The organism is Paraburkholderia sp. J11-2 (assembly GCF_905220185.1).
Lineage (GTDB): Bacteria > Pseudomonadota > Gammaproteobacteria > Burkholderiales > Burkholderiaceae > Paraburkholderia.
Genome location: NZ_CAJMYY010000022.1, coordinates 40,967 through 61,228 on the forward strand (window position 1 = coordinate 40,967; position 20,262 = coordinate 61,228).

Sequence of the window (20,262 nt, forward strand, 5' to 3'; positions counted from 1 at the left end):
CGCCATGCGTCAGCGGGAAAGCGGGAGGGCGGCGGGCAGGCAGAAAAGGGGCAGAAAAGCGCCCGCCGGCGCTGCTACAGGACTGCTACAGCAGGGGGAGGGAGGGCCGCCGGGCGGGCGGTGGCGGTGTCATTCCACCCCCTGAACTATAGGGCGGTTTAGGTCGCTTACGTGGTCGCCGGCGGCGTGACCATGGCTGTATCGAAGTCCTCACCCGCACGCCATTCGCCGGTGCGCCTGTCAACGTGAAGGATGCGGGTGCTACCGCGCTTTGCGACGAGAACGAGCCCGATCGTATCCTGACCAGTACTCGGTTCGAAGCCGGACTGATAGATGACAATGCGCGAAAACGTATCTGCGACGAGTTGTCGGGCCATCATGCGTGCGTCGTAGTCGAGCAGTTCGACACCCTCGACGAGGGCGCGCCACGCATCGGCGGCGGCGGGGGTAGCTGATGACGCCGACGCGGCAACGTGGTGCTCGAGCGACTCCACTTCGCGACGCTCGCCGGCGAGCTGCTTTTCGAGTTCTCGAAGCCGCTGCAGGATGGCGGCCGGGGTGTCGCCGTCGTCAACCAGTAGCGCGTCGGTGACGCGTTTGACCTTCGTTTCGAGGTCGGAGACGCGGCCACGCGCGCCGGCCAGTTGGGCGTTGAGCGTAGCTGTTCCATCATCGCCCTCCAGCAGACGCGTCAGGTTCAGTTGGTCCGAGCAATACAGCATGAGCGCCCGTTCGATCGGTACAACACTGGTGGTCGTGCTGATCTTGCAGCCGTTGCCCGTGGCGTAGGTGACGCAGTTGATGCGGCGGTGACCAGGCTGCGGCCGACCGTCCTCCATACGCTTACGCCCCATCGAATTCTGAGCCACGATCGCCGACCCGCAATAGCCGCAGTAGGTAATCCCGAGGCCGGTCACCACGCCAGGTATCTCGCCCTTGCCCTTGCGGCGGCCACGCTGCTCGGCGAGATAGCGCAGATCGGCGAACTCGGCGGGTGTCAGGAGAGCAGGGTAGTAGCCTTCGAGCCGATACGCTTCGCCATCGATCTCGACCGACTTCTCACCGACCAGCATCCGGTTCGCGAGAAGCTTGTAGATATGTGATGACTTGGTGAGGCCGGACTCGCTGATCTTGAGCCCGAGCTCGGCCAGTTCGCGCACGATGCGTACTGCGCCGTGCCCTTGCCTGAACATCTTGACGACCTTCTTTACGGCTTCCGCCCGCTCGGGCATCAGCTCGAAGCCGCCTCCCTTCGATTCCTGCACCCAATGCGGGTCCTTTCCGACCCTGATTGGCGCGCGCCACGTGCCCGCAATCCAGCCTTGGCATTGCCGCCGGATCGCGGCCTTTACGCGCTTGCTTTTAGTGTCCGATTCCTCATGCGCACGAATCATCACCAGCAGGCTGTAAACGAGGTCCATCGGCTGTGCTTTTAGACGGGCGCGGTTGTATTCGCGGCCGTCGCTTGCTGTTACCACCGTAATCCCGGCGTTTACAATCTGCGCGAGCTGCGCCTGAGCCTGTAGGGGCTCGGCGCGGCTCAGGCGATCCAGGCCCTCGACGACCAGCACCGACCCCGCAGGCACCTGACCATCCTCAACCGCGCGCAGGAAAACGCCGAGGGCTCCTTGGCGAACGTGGCGCTGGTGGTAGGCCGAAAGACCCTCGTCCCGGAGTGATAGGGACGAATCAAGATGCATCTCATGGTTTTCCGCCCATCTGGCGGCATATTCCAACTGCCGATCAATGCTTCCACCGGCCGCTTGTTTTGGGTCGGAGAAGCGCAAATAGCTGTAAACTCTCGGCTTTGTTGTCATTCCAAGAATCCCCACATGTCCAAGCTGCAAACCGCCACGAATTCAGACGCTCCGCGTATAGGTATAGTATCCCTCGGCTGCCCGAAGGCGCTTGTCGACTCCGAGCAGATCATTACCCAGCTGCGCGCCGAGGGTTACGAAATCTCGGGGTCTTACGACGGTGCGGACCTCGTCGTCGTCAACACGTGCGGCTTCATCGACGAAGCCGTGCAGGAGAGCCTCGACGCCATTGGCGAAGCGCTTTCCGAGAACGGCAAGGTGATCGTGACCGGTTGTCTCGGCAAGAAGGCGAGCGCGAGCGGGTCGAACCTGATCGAAGAAGTGCATCCGAAGGTGCTCGCCGTGACGGGCCCGCACGCGGTGGGCGAGGTCATGCAGGCGGTGCACAGCCACCTGCCCAAGCCGCACGATCCGTTTGTCGATCTCGTGCCGGCCGCCGGCATCAAGCTCACGCCGCGCCATTACGCGTACCTGAAGATCTCCGAAGGCTGCAATCACCGCTGCACGTTCTGCATCATCCCGTCGATGCGCGGCGACCTCGTGTCGCGCCCGGTCGCCGAGGTCATGCTCGAAGCGGAAAACCTCTTCAAGTCCGGCGTGAAGGAACTGCTCGTGATCTCGCAGGACACGAGCGCTTACGGCGTGGACGTGAAGTACCGCACCGGTTTCTGGAACGGCAAGCCGATCAAGACGCGCATGACCGACCTCGTTGCCGCGCTCGGCGAACTGGCTGCGCAATACGGCGCCTGGGTGCGCCTGCACTACGTCTACCCGTATCCGAGCGTGGACGAAGTCATTCCGATGATGGCCGAAGGTCCGTTCAAGGGTCACGTGCTGCCGTATCTCGACGTGCCGTTCCAGCACGCTCACCCTGAAGTCCTCAAGCGCATGAAGCGCCCCGCGAACGCGGAGAAGGTCATGGAGCGCGTGAAGGCCTGGCGCGAGATGTGCCCCGATCTCACGATCCGCAGCACGTTCATTGCCGGTTTCCCTGGCGAAACGGAAGAGCAATTCGAAACGCTGCTCGACTTCATCCGCGAGGCCGAACTCGACCGCGTGGGCTGCTTCGCCTATTCGCCGGTTGAAGGCGCAACGGCGAACGAACTCGACGGCGCGTTGCCCGACGAGGTGCGTGAGGAACGCCGCGCACGCTTCATGGAAGTCGCGGAGGAAGTCTCGGCCAAGCGTATTCAGCGCAAGGTCGGCAAGACGCTCAAGGTGCTGATCGACGAGATCAACGCCGACGGCGGCATTGGCCGCACCGCGGCGGATGCGCCCGAGATCGACGGCGTGGTCTATGTCGCGCCGGCGACCAAGGCGTCGAAGCGCTACAAGGTCGGCGACTTCGTTTCGGTGAAGATCACCGGCGCGGACGGCCACGACCTCTGGGGCGAGGTCTGAGCGGCATGACGAGCGTCGCCCCGCAAGTCCTCGCTTATGGCGAGGCCATGGTCGAGTTCAACCAGGCGTCGAAAGACCGCCCCGAGTATTTGCAGGGCTTCGGCGGCGATACGTCGAACTTCGCCATCGCGGCGGCTCGCCAGGGCGCGCGCACGGGCTTCGTCTCGGCGGTCGGCGACGATCATTTCGGACGCCTCCTGACCGACCTTTGGACGCGCGAAGGCGTCGATACCTCGACGGTGCGCGTGGACGCGACGGCGCCCACTGGCGTCTACTTCGTCTCGCATGGCCCGAGCGGCCATGCCTTCGACTATCTGCGCAAAGGGTCGGCCGCGAGCCGGTACACGCCGCGCGATCTGCCGCTCGACACCATTGCGGCTGCGCGCGTGCTGCATCTTTCCGGCATTAGCGTGGCGATCAGCGACAGCGCCTGCGACGCGGCGCTCGCCGCTGTCGAGCATGCGCGCGCCAACGGCGTGCGCGTGAGCTTCGACACCAATCTGCGCCTGAAGCTGTGGCCACTCGCGCGGGCGCGCGGCGTGATGAACGAGGTGCTGCGGCTCACCGATATCTGCCTGCCTAGCTGGGACGACGTGGCGGTACTCACGGGCCTCGAAGACCGCGACGCGATTGTCGATTACCTGCTCGCGCGCGGCGCTCGTGTGGTTGCGCTCAAGCTGGGCAAGGACGGCGCCTACGTCGCGACGCCCGACGAACGGCGCGTCGTGCCTGGCCACGTGGTCGCAGCCGTGGACGCCACGGGCGCGGGCGACTGCTTTGGCGGCGCATTCGTCGCGCGCCTCGCGGCCGGCGACGAACCGTTCGCGGCGGCACGCTATGCGAACGCGGCCGCCGCGCTTTCGACGCTGGGTTTTGGCGCCGTGGCGCCTATTCCTTATCGCGAGGACGTCGAGCGCTTGCTCGCCGATGGCCCTCCGGGCGCAACGCGCCAATAACGCGCCAATAACGAGATTCATCCAATCAGGAAGACGAGGAGCGAGACTATGGAACGCGAAGTAGTGGTGGCAAGCGGTGTGCGTACGGCAATCGGCGACTTCGGCGGCAGCCTGAAGGACTTCTCCCCGACGGATCTCGGCGCACGCGTGGTGCGCGAGGTGCTCTCGCGGGCGAACGTGGAGGGCGACGCGGTCGGTCACGTGGTGTTCGGCAACGTCGTGCACACGGAGCCCAAGGACATGTATCTCGCGCGTGTGGCCGCGATCAACGGCGGCGTTGCGCAGCACGCGCCGGCGCTGACCGTGAACCGCCTGTGCGGCTCGGGCCTGCAGGCGATCGTGTCGGCTGCGCAAACCATTTTGCTCGGCGACGCCGACATCGCGATCGGTGGCGGCGCGGAGAACATGAGCCGCGCGCCGTACTCGATGCCGGCCGCGCGTTTCGGCCAGCGCATGGGCGACACGCAACTCGTCGACATGATGATCGGCGCGCTGCACGACCCGTTCCAGACGATCCATATGGGCGTGACGGCGGAAAACGTCGCGAAGAAGTTCGGCATCACGCGCGAGGCGCAGGACGCGCTTGCGCTCGAATCGCACCGCCGTGCGGAGCGCGCGCTCGCCGAAGGCCGCTTCAAGGATCAGATCCTGCCGGTCTCGATCAAGTCGAAGAAGGGCGAAGTGCTGTTCGACGCCGACGAACACGTGCGCCACGGCGCCACGCTGGAGGACTTCTCGAAGCTCAAGGCGGTGTTCGCGAAGGAGAACGGCACGGTCACCGCGGGCAACGCGTCGGGCATCAACGACGCGGCGGCCGCCGTGCTGCTGATGAGCGCCGACGCCGCTCGTGCGCGCGGTGTGAAGCCGCTCGCGCGCCTCGTCTCGTATGCGCATGCGGGCGTCGATCCGGCGTACATGGGCATCGGCCCGGTGCCGGCCACGCAGAAGGCGCTCGAGCGCGCAGGCCTGAAGGTCAGCGACCTCGACGTCATCGAGGCCAACGAAGCCTTCGCGGCGCAGGCCTGTGCGGTATCGCAGGAACTCGGGCTCGACCCGGCCAAGGTCAATCCGAACGGTTCGGGCATCTCGCTCGGCCACCCGATCGGCGCGACCGGTGCGCTCATCACCGTGAAGGCGCTGTATGAACTGCAGCGTATCGGGGGGCGCTACGCGCTCGTGACGATGTGTATCGGCGGCGGCCAGGGCATTGCGGCCATCTTCGAACGCATCTGATACGCACTACGCCCCGCCAGCTGTGCAAGTGAAGGAAGGATTCAGATGGAAGCAATGACGCAAGCACAGCGGCCGCCGCGCGCGGCCGCCCGACGGGGCGGCGCGATCAAGGCGCGCGGCTGGATCGCCGCCGCGGCCGCGGCTGCGGCGGTCATGGCGCTCGCGCTGCCGCTCGCGGCGCGCGCGCAGGACGCGAGCGCGCCGCCGCCCGCCAAGTCCACGCTCAAGCCGAACCCCGAGTTCGCGAAGCTGCCGCAATACGTCGGCACGCTCGGTAACCGTCAGATCGTCATGCGCCTCGGCGCAAAAGCCGGCGACGACGACCCGACTGGCGTGCATGGCGAATATCAGTTCACGGATACGGGCGAGGTGGTCCTGATCGCGGGCGACCGCGCGGAGGCCACGCTCGAAGCCGAGGACTCGAACGACGGCACGCATATCTCCGGCAACTGGGTGGGCACGTTCGCCGACGACGGCTCGCTGTCGGGCGACCGCATGGATCCGGACGACTCGCACCCGGTCCCCTTTGATCTGAAGCCGCTCGCGGCGGGGGCTGCGGCGCCCGCCGTGTCGACTGGCGCGGCGAGCGCATCGACGCCGAACGGCGCGCACGCCGTGAACGGCGTGAGCAATCTCGTGATCGGGCAATAAGCGCCGCTACGGGTGTTACTCTTCGCTATGCGGCGTCGCGCGCGTCTTTCGCGCAGGCCCGCGCCGCAACGTTCTCGCGCCTCAACCGAATTCGCTCCAACATGACCCAATCCGACTCCCGCCGCGCGTTGCAGACGCGCATCATTCACCCGCAAGACGACCTCACGCCCGGCTTCGAATCGTTTGCCGCGCCGGTCACGCGGGCTTCGACCGTGGTGTTTCCCGACCTCGCTTCGGTGCGCGCGCTCGACTGGCGCAACGACGCGCAATGGCGCTACGGCCTGCACGCCACGCCCACCTCGGCCATGCTGCAAAAGCGCATCGCCGAGATCGAAGGCGGCACGCATGCGCTGCTGCAACCCTCGGGACTCTCGGCCATCTCGAACGTCTACTTCGGACTGCTGAAGTCAGGCGACGACGTGCTGATTCCCGATAACGTCTATTCGCCGAACCGCGATCATGGCGACTGGCTCGCACGCGATTTCGGCCTCACGGTGCGCTACTACGACCCGATGATCGGTGCGGGCATCGCCGAGCTGATCCAGCCGAACACGAAGCTGATCTGGCTGGAAGCACCCGGCTCGGTGACGATGGAAGTGCCCGACGTGCGCGCGATCACCGCGGCGGCGCGCGCGCGCAATGTGGTGACGGCCATCGACAACACGTGGTCGGCTGGCCTCGCCTTCAAGCCGTTCGAGCACGGCATCGACATTTCGGTGCAGGCGCTCACCAAGTATCAGTCGGGGGGCAGTGACGTGCTGATGGGCGCGACCATCACCGCCGACCGCGATCTTTATCTCAAGCTCAAGGCCGCGCGCATGCGCCTTGGCATCGGCGTTTCGGTCGACGACTGCTCGCTCGTGCTGCGCGCGCTGCCGAGCATGAAGGCGCGCTTCGAGGCGCACGATCGCACCGCGCTCGCACTCGCAGGCTGGCTCAAGTCGCGCCCCGAAATCGCGGCGATGCTGCACCCGGCGTTCGAAGATTGCCCGGGCCACGAGTTCTACAAGCGCGACTTCACGGGCGCGGGCGGCCTTTTCTCCGTGGTGTTCGACGAGCGTTACAGTGCGGCGCAGATCGACACGTTCTGCGAGTCGCTCGAGCTCTTCGCGTTGGGCTGGAGCTGGGGCGGGGCGCATAGCCTCGCCATGCCGTACGACGTCGGTTCGATGCGCACGGCAGCGAGCTGGCCGCATCGCGGCACGCTGGTGCGCTTCTACATCGGCCTCGAAGAAGAGGCCGATCTGCGCGCCGACATCGAGCGCGCGCTCGCAAGGCTTGCGGAAAAAGCAAGTACGCCTGAATAATCCGCGCGAAACAACAACGGCCGCTCGCGTCCACGAGGACACGAGCGGCCGTTGTCTTTTCTAACCGCGGCGCAATCCCGATCAGAACAGACGCAGCAAGCCGTCGAGCCCGACGAAGTTGAACGCGACGCTCGCGGCCTCGCGCACCACCGGCTTCGCGCGGAACGCAACCGACAAACCCGCTACGCCCATCATCTTGAGGTCGTTCGAGCCGTCGCCCATCGCGATTGCGCGGCCTGGCTCGATGCCGATCTGCGCACAGGTTTCGGCAAGCGTACGCGCCTTCACGTCGGCGTTGACGATCTCGCCGGTCACGCGTCCCGTGAGTTTTCCGTCGACGATTTCGAGCGAGTTCGCGCGCGTGTAGTCGAGCCCGAGACGCGCCTTCAGGCGCTCGGTGAAGAACGTGAAGCCGCCGGACACGAGCAGCGTTTTCAGGCCCGCTGCCTTCGCGCCCGCGAGCATCTGCTCGGCGCCCGGCGAGAGCAGCAGTCGCTCCTCATACACACGCTCCAGGGCGCTCGCGTCGAGCCCCTTGAGGAGCGCCACGCGGCGCGTGAGGCTTTCGTTGAAGTCCTTGATCTCGCCGCGCATCGAAGCTTCGGTAATCGCCGCGACCTCGGCCTTGAGGCCGCAGAAGTCCGCGATTTCGTCGATGCATTCGATCGTGATGAGCGTCGAGTCCATGTCCATCGCCACGAGGCCGAAATCGGCCAGCGTGCGCTCCGCTTCGACGAATGCGTAGTCGAGCTGGTGCGTGCCGCAGTAGACCTCGAGGTCGGCCCGCTGGGCAGGCTCGGCATGCTCGATGCGGACCGCGTGAGCGTCGATCGGCGTGAGGCGGCTGCCGCGGGCGAGGCCGAGAAGCGGCTTGTGATGGACGGTGTCGAGCGGGGCGGGACTCTGGATGACGAGGTTCATGGCAGGACGGGCAAAGCCGACGCACGGCGTCGTCGGATTGATCGGATGAAATCGGATGAAAAAGGGCGCTGTCGCGCGTGCAAGAGCCGGAATTGCGCTCTGCAGTGCGCGGCAAAGCCCGTCATTGTAACTTCCCGCCGATCGCAACGGTCGTCTGCCACGTTCGCCGCGCGCTTCTCCTCATGGCAGATATTTCCCCGTTTTTCGGCACACGCTTGCGATCACCTTGCAGCGACGAAAGCGCTCATTCGAGGCACAATGAAAGCTCGTGCGGCAGTCTGACGGGGGCGGCTGCCGCGTGCCGTCAACCGAACGTGTCGCGACTCGCGTCGCGCGACGCGTCATGTGCGCGAGGGCGCCAGGGGAACCGGTATGCAGGACGCTCGCAAGGCCCCAACCAGGACATCTGCCCGAACGCCGCGCGGCGAGCGGGCCTCGAACTCGGACGCCGCCGCGCCGGCCACGCCTGCCGCGTCCGTGCACCGCTTGCCTCGAACCACGCGGCGCCGGCGCGACGACTCGGCAGAAACCGAAATCGACGGTATACGCATCACGAGTGCGAGACGCGTTATCGATGCCGACAGCGGCACGCACAAGCTCGAACTCGTGCGCTACTACGCGCGCGCTGCGGGCTGGATTCTGCCGCAACTGCGCGATCGCCCCGTGTCGCTCGTGCGCGCACCGCGCGGCTTGAGCGGCGAGATGTTTTTCCAGCGCCACTGTGGGCGGGCGCCGCTGCCCGAACTCACCGAACACGAAGGGCTCGACCCGGGCCATCCGCCGCTGCTCACGATCGATACAGCGCGCGCGCTGGTGAGCGCCGCGCAGATGGACGTTATCGAGTTGCACACCTGGAACGCCAGCGTCCACGACATCGAGCGGCCCGATCGGGTTGTCTTCGACCTCGACCCCGATCCGGCGCTGGGCTGGGACCGCGTGATCGAGGTGGCGCAGTCCACGCGTGCACTGCTTGCGGAACTCAAGCTCGAGTCATTCTGCAAAACGAGCGGCGGCAAGGGGCTGCATATCGTCGTGCCGCTCACGCCCGAGGCGGGCTGGGAGGACGCGAAGGCATTCGCCCGTGCGGTTGCGCAGCATCTGGCCGCGGTCTGGCCCACGCAGATCACGGCCACTATGGGCCCAGAGCACCGCAAGAAGAAGATCTTCATCGACTATCTGCGCAATGCGCGCGGCGCGAGCACGGCGCTCGCGTATGGCGTGCGGGCGCGCCCGGGCATGGGCATATCCGTGCCGATCGGCTGGGACGAACTGGAGGCGACGACGGGTGGCGCGCAATGGACGCTTGCAACCATCGACGCGCGTCTCGCCCGGATCGAGCAGGCTGATCCCTGGGGGGCCTATGGAAGCGTTCGGCAGAAGTTGACGGCGGAGCTGACGCTGAGTCTGGAGTCAACCGGCAAGTAGTGACGCCGTGAGCGTGAGGATGTTTTGCGCGCCGCCTATGCACAACGGATCGTCGATGCCGATGAAGTACGGCGCATGACCACGCACAGACGGACAGCAAGCAAATTACCCGCGATGACAAGCAGGATAAAACCTGGTCCGTTCGATGCATGCGCTCGGCGCAAGGCAGCGCGCGGCGCGCTAGACTGCTAACAGACCATCCGCCGCACGGGAGCGGTGCGTCGTACCGGCTTTTCGCGGCTTGCCGCGTTCGTTGCGTACGCCGCCATTGCCCACGGGCGCGGCCGTTCCCGCCAGGAGGTGACGCATGCCTTGCCGCAGCTCCCGCCATACTCGCCGCCGTCGCGCGGCGCTCGTCCCGTTCGTCCTAGCCGCGTCTTGCGTCATCGCGCTGCCCGCGCTCGCGGCCACGCCGATCACGGTCACCTCGAAGGCCGCGACCGACGGGCCGATCCGCTACACGGTACGGGTCGTGTCGAAGGCGTTCGGCGACGCTCAGGAGACCCGCACGCTGCGCTCGGGCGACACCGACGACTTCACGTGGCGCACCACGCCGCCGGGCGGCGCAGTCGCGACGCCGCAAGGCTGCCCGGACTACGCCTCGTTGCCGCTCGACGCGAACGGCGCGATGGTCAGGCAGACCCAGGTTCGCCTTGCGCCAATCGTCGCGAGTAACGGCACGGCCACCGTGCAGGTGAGCTTCCGCGCCCAGGCGCCGCACGGGACGCAAACGGTGTCGAGCAACGGCGCATCGCTTACGTGTCCTGCTGTGGTTGCGCATAGCGAGGTCGCGCACCTCACGATGCCCACCAATGGCACTGCGAAAACGCTCAAGCTCAGCGACGGCACGCAGATCACGATCTCGGCGCAGCGCTAAAGCGCGCCGTAAGCGGGATGGCCGGCGTAGCGCGTAAAGCATCGAGCGCGGGCCGGCCGCACACGTCTAGGCGCGTGCCTTGCGTTCGATAAGCCGCGCCGCGAGAAAGCGGTGTTCCGGCGAGAAGAGGCGCCGGTACGCGAGCAGCACCGCGCCCACCGTGCCGAGCGCCGACGAAGCCGCGATCAGGAACATGATCACGATCTGATAGCGCACGGCTTGCAGCGGCGATTGCCCCGCGAGCACCTGACCCGTCATCATGCCGGGCAGGCTCACCACACCGACCACGGCCATCTGGTTGAGCGTCGGGATCATGCCGGCGCGCACCGCCTCGCGGGCGCTAGCCTGCGCGGCCTCCCAGCGTGTCGCGCCGAGCGCGAGCGCAGTCTCCACACGGTCGCGCCGCGCGGTCAGCTCCTGCATCATGCGCTCCACGCCGAGCGATACGCCCGTGAGCGTGTTGCCGAGAATCATGCCGAGGATCGGAATCGCGTATTGCGGCTCGTACCACGGCCGGATGCGGATCACCACGAAAAGCCCGACTGCCGCCACGAGCCACGCGCTCACCCAGATCGACACGATGCTGTCCGCGCGTTGCCCGCCATACGTGCGTGCGCCGCGCTGCGCCCCGGCGAAACCGGCGATCAGCGTCATGAGCGCCATCAGCGGCAGCACGACGTACCAGCGGTTGAATGCGAACACCCAGCCGAGCACATAGCCGATCGCGAGCAACTGCACGACGGTGCGCACGGCGGCCCACGCCAGCTTGCGCTCGAGGTCGAGCTTGAGCAGCACGGAGACCGCGCCGTTGACGAACACGAGCAGCGCCGCGATGGCGACGTCGCCGATGCCGAGGTTCTGCAGTACGCCGGGGCTCATTGTGCGGCTCCCTGAGTGAATGCCGCGCGCGTGGCGGGTTCTTCGAGCACGCCCGCGCGCATTGTCAGATGCCGCTCGCCCACGCGCTGTGCCTGGGCGGGATCGTGCGAAACCCAGACCGTGGCGCGCGCTGTGCGCGCCTCGTCGAACCAGCCGGCCACCAGCGCCTCGACGGCGCGCGCCGATTCGGGGTCGAGAGAGGCGGTCGGCTCGTCGAGCAGCAGCGCTTCGGGATCGAGCTGGAGCACGCGCACGAGTGCCACGATTTGCGCTTCGCCGCCCGAAAGCTCGGAGGTATCGCGCGCGAGGAAGTCGCTGGAACGGCCAATGGCGGCGAAGAGGGCGTTCGCGCGTGCCGCGTCGAATCGCGCGTCGCGGTAAGCCGCTAGCGTATAGGGGTAGCGCAGGTTGTCTTCGACGCTGCCGTCCAGCAGCGCGGGCCGCTGCCGCAGGTACGCAATATGCCGCCGATACTGGGCGATGCGCCCGCGCGTGACCGGTTTGCCGTGCCAGCGCACCTCGCCGCCGTCGAGCGGGTCGAGCAGCGCGAGCGCGCGCAGGAACACGCTTTTGCCGGAGCCGGACGGGCCCGCCAGCACGGCGCGCTCGCCCGCTAGCAGCGCGAAATCGGTGGGATGCAGCAGCCACTGGCCGCGTTGCGCGTCGCGCCGGGCGATCTGGCGGGCCTCGACGAGCGGCGCGCCATCGGCGTGGAGTGGGGGGAGTGGGTTGTGCTTGAGCATCGAAAGATTGCAAACATGGCGGGTACGACAAGGCGTGCGAAACAGTATGTAACCGGGCACGCTGACTGCTCTTGCGGTATTGCAACATGGCAGGCCGACAACAACGCATAACGTGGAGTCCGCATGACGTCACCGCAGCCCAAGCCCTTTAACCTTGGCCGCACGCTCGCCAGGATCATCGCATGGCTCGTCGCGGTTGTCGTCGTGTTGGTTGCGGTGCTCGTCGTTTTCATCCTGACGTTCGACTGGAACCACGCCAAACCCTACGTAAACGAAAAGGTCACCGAAGCCATCGGGCGGCCGTTTGCGATCGAAGGCGATCTCAAGGTGGGCTGGCAGAGGCCGCCCGGCGAAACGGGCTGGCGCGCGTGGGTGCCCTGGCCGCGCTTTTCGGCCACGCAGATCGCGATCGCCAATCCCGACTGGACGAAGTCCCCGCATTTCGCCACGCTCGACGCAATCGACTTCGAGGTGGCCGTGCTGCCGCTGCTGGCTCACGACATCGTGATTCCGGCGATCAATCTCGTGAATCCGTCGATCGACGTCGAGCGTCTTGTCGACGGGCGCAACAACTGGACCTTCAAGCTGCCCGCCTCGAGCGGGCCTTCGACGTGGCGGCTCGACCTGCACGACATCACGTTCTCGAGCGGCAATATCGCCGTGAGCGACCAGCAGACGAAAACCGACGTGAAGATCGCGGTGAGCCTGCTTGGGCAGGGCATCCCGATCGGCAAGGTGATGGAGGAGCAGGAAGCGGCGTCGCGCGAGGGCTCTGCGCAGGTCATAGGGCGCGCGGGCGCGAACCGGCTGACACAGCAGGTCAACAAGCAGGCTTCGGAGGCGGCTGCTGCCAGCGCGGCTAGTGCGACCAGCGAGGCGAGCGCAGCGGCGGCTTCAGGCACGACGGCCGTAACAAGCGCGCCTGCAACGGGCTCGCAAACGCTCGCCGCGAGCGGTGCCAGCGGTCCGATCGCCGGCTCGGGTGCCGCGCCCGCACAGCCGCTCACGCAAGAGCCGTTCTACGCGATCGGCTGGACGATCAAGGGCACGTACGGCAAGACGGCGCTCGCGGGCAGCGGCAAGCTCGGCGGCGTGCTCGCCCTGCAGGACGCGAAGCGTCCGTTCCCGATTCAGGCCGACATGCGCGCGGGCGACCTGCACATCGCGCTGGTCGGCACGCTCACCGACCCGACGCACCTGGCCGCCGTCGATCTGCGCCTATGGCTGCAGGGACAAAGCCTGGCGCATCTGTACAACCTCACCGGCGTGACGCTGCCCGAAACGCCGCCGTATGCCACGGAAGGCCACTTCGTCGGCAATTTCAGGCGCGGCGCGAGCGTGTTCCGCTATGAGAACTTCACGGGCCGCGTGGGCGGCAGCGACCTGAACGGCACGGTGGTGTACCAGCAGCGCACGCCGCGGCCGCTCCTGAGCGGCGAACTGGTTTCGAACCTGCTGCAGTTCTCGGACCTCGCGCCGATCATCGGCGCAGACAGCACGGCGAGCAAGGCAAAGCGCGGCGACACCGTTGCGCAGCCGGCCGATCGCGTGATCCCGGTCGAGCCGTTCCGCACCGACCGCTGGAGCGCAATCGACGCCGACGTCAAGTTTACGGGCCGGCGCATCATCAAGCAGGGCAGCTTGCCGGTTCAGGACCTCTACGCGCACGTCATGCTGACGAACGGCGTGCTCGTGCTCGATCCGCTGCAGTTCGGTGTGGCGGGCGGCACGCTCGGCACACGTGTTTCGCTCGACGGCAGCGGCGCGCCGCTCAAGGCGCGCGGCACGCTGGAGGCGCGTCACCTGAAGCTCAAGCAGCTATTCCCGAACTTCAAGACGATGCAGTCGGCGCTCGGCGAGATCAACGGCGACGCTTCGCTTACGGCGACCGGCAACTCGCCGGCGGCGCTCGCCTCGACCTCGAACGGCGAGGTGAAGCTGCTTGTCACGCAGGGCACGATCAGCCGATTGCTCATGGAGGCGGCGGGCCTGAACGTGGCGAACGTGGTGTACGAGAAGCTGTTCGGCACGCGCGACGTGAATATCAACTGTGCGGCGGCCGACTTCGTCGCCACCAACGGCGTGCTCGATCCGCGCGTGTTCGCGCTCGACACCGACGACGCGGTGATCAACATCGACGGCCCGATCGACCTGCGCGACGAATCGATGAACATGAAGGTCCATCCGCATACGAAGGGCTTTCGCATTTTCACGCTGCGCTCGCCGCTCTACGTGAGGGGCACATTCAAGAACCCGCACGTAGGCGTGGATGCGACGGCGCTCGCGCTGCGCGGCGGCGCGATGATCGGGCTCGGACTTATCAACCCGTTCGCCGCGCTGATTCCGCTCATCGCGCCGAGCAACAACAAGCCGCTGCCATGCGACGCGCTGTTCGCGCAGATGCGTGAACATCCCGTGGCGCCGCCGCCGGGCCAGAAAATGCGCGCGCTGCCGAAGCCGGACCTCGCAAGCGCAGGCGCGGGCGCGAGCGCCGCTGCGGCGACGGATAAGGGCAATAAAGGGGAAGGGGGCGTGAAAGCGAGCCCGGCCACGCGCGACGCGCCGTCGCCAGCCTCGACTGCAACGCCGACGCAAGGGCAGCAGCCGCTCTACAAGGGAAGCTGATTCGGGAAGCTGAAGCGGAAAAACCGCTGCGCCGGGTGTATCGACCCGGCGCAGCGGTGCAGTGAACTTCGTTGAGCGCGCCGACCTGGCGCAACGACTAGCGCAACGAGCGCGGCGCGGTGTCGCCGGCGGCGTCCTGGCGGCGCGTGACGCGGCGGGTGGTCATGGTCGGACGTGCCGCACCGAACTCGGGCAGGACCCGGCTGCGTGCGCGGCTCGCGAACACAAGAAAGCCGAAGCCGTCCGCTTCATACCAGTAACCGCCGTTCTCGAGGCCTTCGATCGGCTGCTCGAGCGCGTGAGCGATCGATTCGATGCAGCGCTTGCGCAATTCACTCGTGCCCGGATACGGTGGCTGCGCTCCGCGCACGCTGCACAGGAGCACATCGAGCCCCGGCAGGATATGCGCATAGAGCACGGGCTCGTCCTGCGCGCGTGCTCGCGCGATCTTGGTATCGAGTTGGCCGAACGGCTTGAAGTGGCTCAGCACGGCGAGAAATGACTCGTCGCCGTCAGCCTTGACGCGTTTGCGCTTTTTCGGGAAGGACATAAAAATTCGCCTGAAAAAGGTGGATTGCAGTACACGCAGCGTTCCCATGCGACCACTCCCGGACTGGTGCGCCGCACGTCGATCCTTTATAGCACACGGATTTGCTGCGTTCACGAGGATAGAGATGGGGACGGTCCGCTCTTGCGGCGCGCGGAGCGCCTGAAGCGATCCGGACCTGCGCGGCCCGCCTGCTGCCCCTCTTTCAAAACCCTCATTGCGTTCGCAAACGCCATGCCGGATCGCACGTCGCGCTCATGTAGATATCCCGGCGCTCTCTCGCTCGTCTCCGTCTCAATAATAGACCTGTGTGTGCGCTCGGTGTGGCGAATTGCCGCAAAAAAACGGGTTTTCCGCGACTCAACGTGTGTGGTGTCACATACATTGTCATCCTGAAAAATCGCGCAGATAATGTTGCGGTTCTGTTGCCCGCGGTTGTCCGGGGCGCCTCGGGCCGATTGGCGTTGCGTGGGTGCATGCCGCGGGACGCATTGCAAATAAACTGGCGAAAAGCACGGCGCGCCGCCCAGACCCGCCACCGAAGCAGGCCAACATGAAACTCTTCGCCAAGGGGCTCTTGCTGATCGCGATTCCGAGCGTCGTCGAACTGGCGCTGCTCGGCGTCGTGTTCGACACCCAGGGAAAGGCCGCGCTCGCGGCCAAACGCGCCGAAAACACGCAGCAAATCCTTTGGCAAGCCAACAGTCTCGTCGACCCGCTGCTGCGCGAAGCCGCGCGCGTGCGCACGGGCATCGTGCTCGAAGATCCTTCATTCATCGATCGCCACGCCGTCTGGACCGAGTTCGCCGACCGCATCACGTTGCTCGCGCGTATGGTCGCCGACAATCCTCCCCAACTCGCGCGCGTCGAGCATATGCGCAACGCCGCCTATGCATGGCGCAAAGAAGCGGGTGAAATTGCCGATGCACTACGCATGGGCCGCAGCACGTCGTTCGCTCAGGTGGCGGGCAACGGCATGCCTCCGGAGATCGAGACGGTGCGCGAAGTGCTCGGCGACTTCATCGCCGAGGAAACGCGGCTCGACGAGGCCCGCGCGGCCATGCTGCGCGAGACGCGCGAGCGCCAGCAGGACGCGCTGATCTTCGCGGTGGTGGGCTCGATGCTGATCTGGGGGTTCACGGCCATGGCGTTCGCACGCAACGTGGGCGTGCGCCTTGCCGCGCTCAGCGCGAACGCCGAGCGCCTTGGGGAAAGTGCGCCGCTTGCGCCGCCGCTCACGGGCAACGACGAAATCGCCGCGCTCGATGCGGTGCTCCATCAGACGAGCGCGCAGCTGCGCGTGGCCGAGCGCGAGCAGGCCGCGCTGAAGGCGCAGCTCCAGGCGCGCGCCGCGGACCTCGCGAGCGCCAACGAACATCTGCGCCAGGAGAGTCAGGACAACGAGATGTTCATCTACAGCGTCTCGCACGATCTGCGCTCGCCGCTCGTGAACCTGCAGGGCTTTTCGAAGGAGCTGCAGGTATCGTGCGACGACTTGCGCGCCCAGGTCGACGCGGCGGGCTTGCCCGAGCACGAGCATCGCGCGATGACCGAAGTGCTCGACGGCGACGTCGACGAATCGTTGCAATTTCTGCGGCAGGCGGTGGCGCGCGCAGCGGCGATCATCGACGCGCTGTTGCGTCTCTCGCGCGCCGGGCGCCTTGAATACCGTTGGCAGCGCGTGAACGTGGCGCGGCTCGTCGAGCGCGTGCTGGGCGGCCTCTCCGAGGAACGCGCGCAGGCGGCGCGCATCGAGGTGGGCGAGCTGCCGCCCGCCTGGGGCGATCCGGCGGCCATTGAACAGATATTCGGCAACCTCATCGAGAATGCGTTGCACCATCTCGATCCCGCGCGCCCGGGCCGGGTCGAGATCGGTGCGCTCGCTGCCGCTAGCGAATCCGCCGACGAAGCCGGCAAAAGCGCGGGCAAGGATGCAGGAAAAACAGGGGCCGCGGAGCCTCTCGAGCGTACGCGGACTTATTTTGTGCGCGACAATGGCGTTGGTATCGCGCAAGCGTATCTGCCCAAGCTGTTCCGCGCGTTTCAGCGGCTGCACGGCGGCGAATCGCCCGGGCAGGGCACGGGCCTCGCGCTCGCCAAGCGGATTGTCGAGCGGCACGGCGGGCGCATCTGGGTGGAATCGGCCGAGGGCGCGGGCTCGACGTTCTTCGTCGCGCTGCCTGACCAGCCGTTGCGCACCACATAGCGGGCACTCGGGCGCGCCTGCCGGCAAGCTTTCAACAAGTTTCGAAAAGTTCATGCGGTACGTAGGAGAGTCGAGATGACGAACGGGGAACAGGTCAGCATCGTGCTGATCGAAGACGACGACGGGCACGCCACGCTGGTCGAGCGCAACCTGCGGCGTTCGGGGATTTCGAACAGCTTCCTGCGCTTTCGCGACGGCCAGGAGGCGCTCGATTACTTTTTCGGCACGCCGGGCGACAATCCGGCAGCGGCGGCGAACTGGGCGACGCGCGACGCGCTCAGCAATTTCGTCGTGCTGCTCGACTTGCGCATGCCGCGCGTGGACGGCTTCGAGGTGCTGCGGCGCCTGAAAGCGGAGCCCGCCACGGCGTCGGTGCCGGTGATCGTCCTCACGACCACCGACGACCCTCGCGAGATCGAACGCTGCTATGAACTCGGCTGCAACGTGTACATCACGAAACCGGTCGAATATGACGCGTTCATCGAGGCCGTGCGCCGACTCGGCTTCTTTCTCCAGGTCGTCAAGCTGCCGCCGGGCCATCGCTTCGTCCAGGCGCGACCGGCCGGCGCCCAGTAACGGATCGCGCGGGCATCGCGCATGGAAACATCACGCATTGGCAACCGAATGAAAGCAAGGCGACACGCTCGACCCATGCCTGAAGGGACGCTTCGCGCATGACGGAGGAACCCACGATGCTGGACGGCGCGCGCGTGCTCGTCGTCGACGACGACGAAGGCATCCTGCGCCTCGCCCGCAAATCGCTACTGCGCGCGGGTGCGCGCGTGGACACCTGCACGGGCGTGGGGGAGGCGCGCGCGTTGCTCGCCGTGCAGACGCCCGACGTGCTCGTACTCGACTATCAGCTCGACGGCGCGGAAACGGGCCTCGACTTCTTCCGCCGTCTGCGTGCCGACGACGTGCGCGTGCCGGCGATCCTCGTGACGGGCTTCACCGACGAGTCCCGCGTGATCGCCGCGCTGCGCGCGGGCGTCTCGGACGTGGTGCCGAAGTCGGGGGACTATCTCGACTATCTGCCGGAAGCCGTCGCGCGCGTGCTCTCGCAGGTGGCGCTGCAGCGCGCCTCCGACGAAGCGCTACTGCTGCGCGATCGCGAAGAGCACTACCGTACGCTCTCCGAAGCGTTGCCGCACCTCGTGCTCACCTGCGGCGCGGACGGCAATTGCGACTTTGTCTCGAAGCAGTGGCTCGACTATACGGGGCTCGACGCCGGCCAGTCGCACGGTCTCGCCTGGCTCGACGCCGTGCACGCCGACGATCGCGAAGAGATTCGCCACACCTGGCTCGAAGCCGTGGGCAGCGGCGCCACCGACTATCGCCATGAGTTGCGCATTCGCCGCCGCGATGGCGTGTATCGATGGTTCGACGTCCGAATCGTTGCGATGCGCGACCCGCGAGGCGGCGTGAACAAATGGTTCGGCAGTTGCACCGACATCGACGCGCAACGCGAAGCGACCGAGGAGCGCGAGCGCCTCCTTGCCTCGGAGCAGGCAGCGCGTCAGACCGCCGAAGAAGCCAACCGCGCGAAAGACCGCTTCCTCGCCATGCTCTCGCACGAGTTGCGCACACCCCTCACGCCGGTGCTCGCGGGCACGCGGCTGCTGGAGCAGATCCCGGCCCTGCCCGACGCCGCGCGCTCGGGCGTACTGATGATCCGCCGCAATATCGAACTCGAGGCACGTCTGATCGACGACCTGCTCGATCTCACGCGCGTGGCCAATGGCAAGCTGAGCCTCGCGCTCGACACGGTCGACGTGCACGAGGTGATCGAGGCCGTGCTCGAGCTTTTCCATAGCGAAATCCAGATCAAGCAGCAGGATGTCCATGTCGACCTGCGCGCCCAGCAGCACTATGTGCGCGGCGATCGCGCGCGCCTGCAGCAGATGCTCTGGAATCTCGTGCGCAACGCCGCGAAGTTCACGCCCGACGGCGGCCACATTTACGTACGCACGCGCGACGAGCGCACGCACGTGGAGATCGAGGTCGAGGACACAGGCATCGGCATCGCGCCCGAGCAGATCGGCAAGCTCTTTCATGCCTTCGAACAGGGCAGCCACAATCTCACGCGTCAGTTCGGCGGGCTCGGGTTAGGCCTCGCCGTGACGCGGGCGCTGACCGAGGCGCACGGCGGGAGCGTGAGTGCGAGAAGCCCCGGTGCGCATTGCGGCGCGACCTTCACCATCGTGCTGCCGAGCGCCGCGCGAGGCGAGGGCGCCGCCGCGGTGGCCGAGCGTCGCGGGCCGCATCGGGTGGGCGCGCTGAACATCCTGCTGATCGAGGATCACGAGGATACCGCTGAGGTCATGTCGCAACTGATGCGCTCGGGCGGCCACGAGGTGGCGGTGGCAGGCAGCGTGGCCGGTGCGCTCGCGCTCACGGCCAGCATGGCCTTCGACCTCGTGGTAAGCGACATCGGTTTGCCGGATGGCTCGGGCATCGACTTCATCCGCGCGTTCCGTGCGCAATCAACGGCGCCTGCCGTCGCGCTCACCGGCTTCGGCACCGACGACGACGTGCGCCGCAGCGTCGAAGCGGGCTTCACCGCGCATCTCACGAAGCCCGTCAACTTCGAGCAACTCGAACGGCTGATCGAAGAGGCCGCGGCCGCGCGCAGTGCGTCGGCCGCGCCCGATTCCGCCGCGCCGGCTCCCTGAGT

16 protein-coding genes are annotated in these 20,262 nt (G+C 66.7%); 11 read left to right on the forward strand and 5 right to left on the reverse strand.

The features are described from left to right. Positions 1–167: 167 nt before the first annotated feature. Positions 168–1,817, reverse strand: coding sequence for a recombinase family protein (locus U5A57_RS27740; protein ID WP_321914833.1), 1,650 nt, complete (start codon positions 1,815–1,817; stop codon positions 168–170). Positions 1,818–1,832: 15 nt separating this feature from the next. On the opposite strand from U5A57_RS27740, the gene rimO reads away from it, so the two are divergent. From rimO to U5A57_RS27765, 5 genes are all read left to right on the forward strand, one after another. Continuing rightward, positions 1,833–3,218 (forward strand): 30S ribosomal protein S12 methylthiotransferase RimO, encoded by a 1,386-nt coding sequence (gene rimO / locus U5A57_RS27745; protein WP_321914834.1) that lies wholly within the window; start codon positions 1,833–1,835, stop codon positions 3,216–3,218. 5 nt (positions 3,219–3,223) lie between these two features. Continuing rightward, complete coding sequence (locus U5A57_RS27750) at positions 3,224–4,174, forward strand: sugar kinase (RefSeq protein WP_321914835.1); 951 nt, start codon at positions 3,224–3,226, stop codon at positions 4,172–4,174. A 48-nt stretch (positions 4,175–4,222) separates the two neighbouring features. After that, a complete protein-coding gene (gene bktB / locus U5A57_RS27755) occupies positions 4,223–5,407 on the forward strand; it encodes a beta-ketothiolase BktB (RefSeq protein WP_321914836.1) in 1,185 nt (394 codons plus the stop codon). Positions 5,408–5,461: 54 nt separating this feature from the next. Beyond that, complete coding sequence (locus tag U5A57_RS27760) at positions 5,462–6,058, forward strand: hypothetical protein (RefSeq protein ID WP_321914930.1); 597 nt, start codon at positions 5,462–5,464, stop codon at positions 6,056–6,058. 101 nt (positions 6,059–6,159) lie between these two features. After that, positions 6,160–7,365, forward strand: coding sequence for a cystathionine beta-lyase (locus tag U5A57_RS27765; RefSeq protein WP_321914837.1), 1,206 nt, complete (start codon positions 6,160–6,162; stop codon positions 7,363–7,365). Between the two features lie 81 nt (positions 7,366–7,446). Here the strand turns inward: U5A57_RS27765 and serB are convergent, their stop codons facing one another. Next, positions 7,447–8,286 carry a phosphoserine phosphatase SerB gene (serB, locus tag U5A57_RS27770; RefSeq protein ID WP_321914838.1) on the reverse strand — a complete coding sequence of 280 codons (840 nt, stop codon included), beginning with the start codon at positions 8,284–8,286 and terminating at the stop codon, positions 7,447–7,449. A gap of 372 nt (positions 8,287–8,658) precedes the next feature. On the opposite strand from serB, the gene ligD reads away from it, so the two are divergent. Together ligD and U5A57_RS27780 are read left to right on the forward strand one after the other, a co-directional pair. Beyond that, the gene (gene ligD / locus U5A57_RS27775) at positions 8,659–9,711 is read left to right on the forward strand and encodes a non-homologous end-joining DNA ligase (RefSeq protein ID WP_321914839.1); all 1,053 of its coding nucleotides are present in this window, start codon (positions 8,659–8,661) and stop codon (positions 9,709–9,711) included. Between the two features lie 307 nt (positions 9,712–10,018). Beyond that, positions 10,019–10,588 (forward strand): DUF6013 family protein, encoded by a 570-nt coding sequence (locus tag U5A57_RS27780; RefSeq protein ID WP_321914840.1) that lies wholly within the window; start codon positions 10,019–10,021, stop codon positions 10,586–10,588. A 66-nt stretch (positions 10,589–10,654) separates the two neighbouring features. On the opposite strand, the gene U5A57_RS27785 is transcribed toward U5A57_RS27780, so the two are convergent. Continuing rightward, on the reverse strand, positions 10,655–11,467 hold the full coding sequence (locus tag U5A57_RS27785) for an ABC transporter permease (RefSeq protein ID WP_321914841.1): 813 nt from the start codon (positions 11,465–11,467) through the stop codon (positions 10,655–10,657). Next, positions 11,464–12,210, reverse strand: coding sequence for an ATP-binding cassette domain-containing protein (locus U5A57_RS27790; protein WP_321914842.1), 747 nt, complete (start codon positions 12,208–12,210; stop codon positions 11,464–11,466). The genes U5A57_RS27785 and U5A57_RS27790 overlap by 4 nt, the downstream gene beginning before the upstream one ends. Before the next feature lie 123 nt (positions 12,211–12,333). Here U5A57_RS27790 and U5A57_RS27795 point away from each other — a divergent pair, with 123 nt between their 5' ends. Beyond that, a complete protein-coding gene (locus U5A57_RS27795; RefSeq protein ID WP_321914843.1) occupies positions 12,334–14,835 on the forward strand; it encodes an AsmA family protein in 2,502 nt (833 codons plus the stop codon). A gap of 97 nt (positions 14,836–14,932) precedes the next feature. Here the strand turns inward: U5A57_RS27795 and U5A57_RS27800 are convergent, their stop codons facing one another. Next, a complete protein-coding gene (locus tag U5A57_RS27800) occupies positions 14,933–15,433 on the reverse strand; it encodes a hypothetical protein (protein WP_321914844.1) in 501 nt (166 codons plus the stop codon). A gap of 502 nt (positions 15,434–15,935) precedes the next feature. Here U5A57_RS27800 and U5A57_RS27805 point away from each other — a divergent pair. From U5A57_RS27805 to U5A57_RS27815, 3 genes are all read left to right on the forward strand, one after another. Continuing rightward, positions 15,936–17,588 (forward strand): sensor histidine kinase, encoded by a 1,653-nt coding sequence (locus U5A57_RS27805; RefSeq protein ID WP_321914845.1) that lies wholly within the window; start codon positions 15,936–15,938, stop codon positions 17,586–17,588. Positions 17,589–17,663: 75 nt separating this feature from the next. After that, on the forward strand, positions 17,664–18,164 hold the full coding sequence (locus tag U5A57_RS27810) for a response regulator (protein WP_321914846.1): 501 nt from the start codon (positions 17,664–17,666) through the stop codon (positions 18,162–18,164). Between the two features lie 98 nt (positions 18,165–18,262). Next, entirely contained in the window at positions 18,263–20,260 is a 1,998-nt protein-coding gene (locus U5A57_RS27815; protein WP_321914847.1) for a response regulator, read from the forward strand. Positions 20,261–20,262 lie beyond the last annotated feature (2 nt).

What these genes read in the sequence shown, in the direction of transcription:
- U5A57_RS27760 (WP_321914930.1), top strand. Translation starts at nt 5,462, where the DNA reads ATGACGCAAGCACAGCGGCCGCCGCGCGCGGCCGCCCGACGGGGCGGC.
- serB (WP_321914838.1), bottom strand. Translation starts at nt 8,286, where the DNA reads ATGAACCTCGTCATCCAGAGTCCCGCCCCGCTCGACACCGTCCATCAC.
- U5A57_RS27765 (WP_321914837.1), top strand. Translation starts at nt 6,160, where the DNA reads ATGACCCAATCCGACTCCCGCCGCGCGTTGCAGACGCGCATCATTCAC.
- bktB (WP_321914836.1), top strand. Translation starts at nt 4,223, where the DNA reads ATGGAACGCGAAGTAGTGGTGGCAAGCGGTGTGCGTACGGCAATCGGC.
- ligD (WP_321914839.1), top strand. Translation starts at nt 8,659, where the DNA reads ATGCAGGACGCTCGCAAGGCCCCAACCAGGACATCTGCCCGAACGCCG.
- U5A57_RS27785 (WP_321914841.1), bottom strand. Translation starts at nt 11,467, where the DNA reads ATGAGCCCCGGCGTACTGCAGAACCTCGGCATCGGCGACGTCGCCATC.
- U5A57_RS27810 (WP_321914846.1), top strand. Translation starts at nt 17,664, where the DNA reads ATGACGAACGGGGAACAGGTCAGCATCGTGCTGATCGAAGACGACGAC.
- U5A57_RS27805 (WP_321914845.1), top strand. Translation starts at nt 15,936, where the DNA reads ATGAAACTCTTCGCCAAGGGGCTCTTGCTGATCGCGATTCCGAGCGTC.
- U5A57_RS27815 (WP_321914847.1), top strand. Translation starts at nt 18,263, where the DNA reads ATGACGGAGGAACCCACGATGCTGGACGGCGCGCGCGTGCTCGTCGTC.
- U5A57_RS27740 (WP_321914833.1), bottom strand. Translation starts at nt 1,817, where the DNA reads ATGACAACAAAGCCGAGAGTTTACAGCTATTTGCGCTTCTCCGACCCA.
- U5A57_RS27750 (WP_321914835.1), top strand. Translation starts at nt 3,224, where the DNA reads ATGACGAGCGTCGCCCCGCAAGTCCTCGCTTATGGCGAGGCCATGGTC.
- U5A57_RS27800 (WP_321914844.1), bottom strand. Translation starts at nt 15,433, where the DNA reads ATGGGAACGCTGCGTGTACTGCAATCCACCTTTTTCAGGCGAATTTTT.
- U5A57_RS27780 (WP_321914840.1), top strand. Translation starts at nt 10,019, where the DNA reads ATGCCTTGCCGCAGCTCCCGCCATACTCGCCGCCGTCGCGCGGCGCTC.
- rimO (WP_321914834.1), top strand. Translation starts at nt 1,833, where the DNA reads ATGTCCAAGCTGCAAACCGCCACGAATTCAGACGCTCCGCGTATAGGT.
- U5A57_RS27795 (WP_321914843.1), top strand. Translation starts at nt 12,334, where the DNA reads ATGACGTCACCGCAGCCCAAGCCCTTTAACCTTGGCCGCACGCTCGCC.
- U5A57_RS27790 (WP_321914842.1), bottom strand. Translation starts at nt 12,210, where the DNA reads ATGCTCAAGCACAACCCACTCCCCCCACTCCACGCCGATGGCGCGCCG.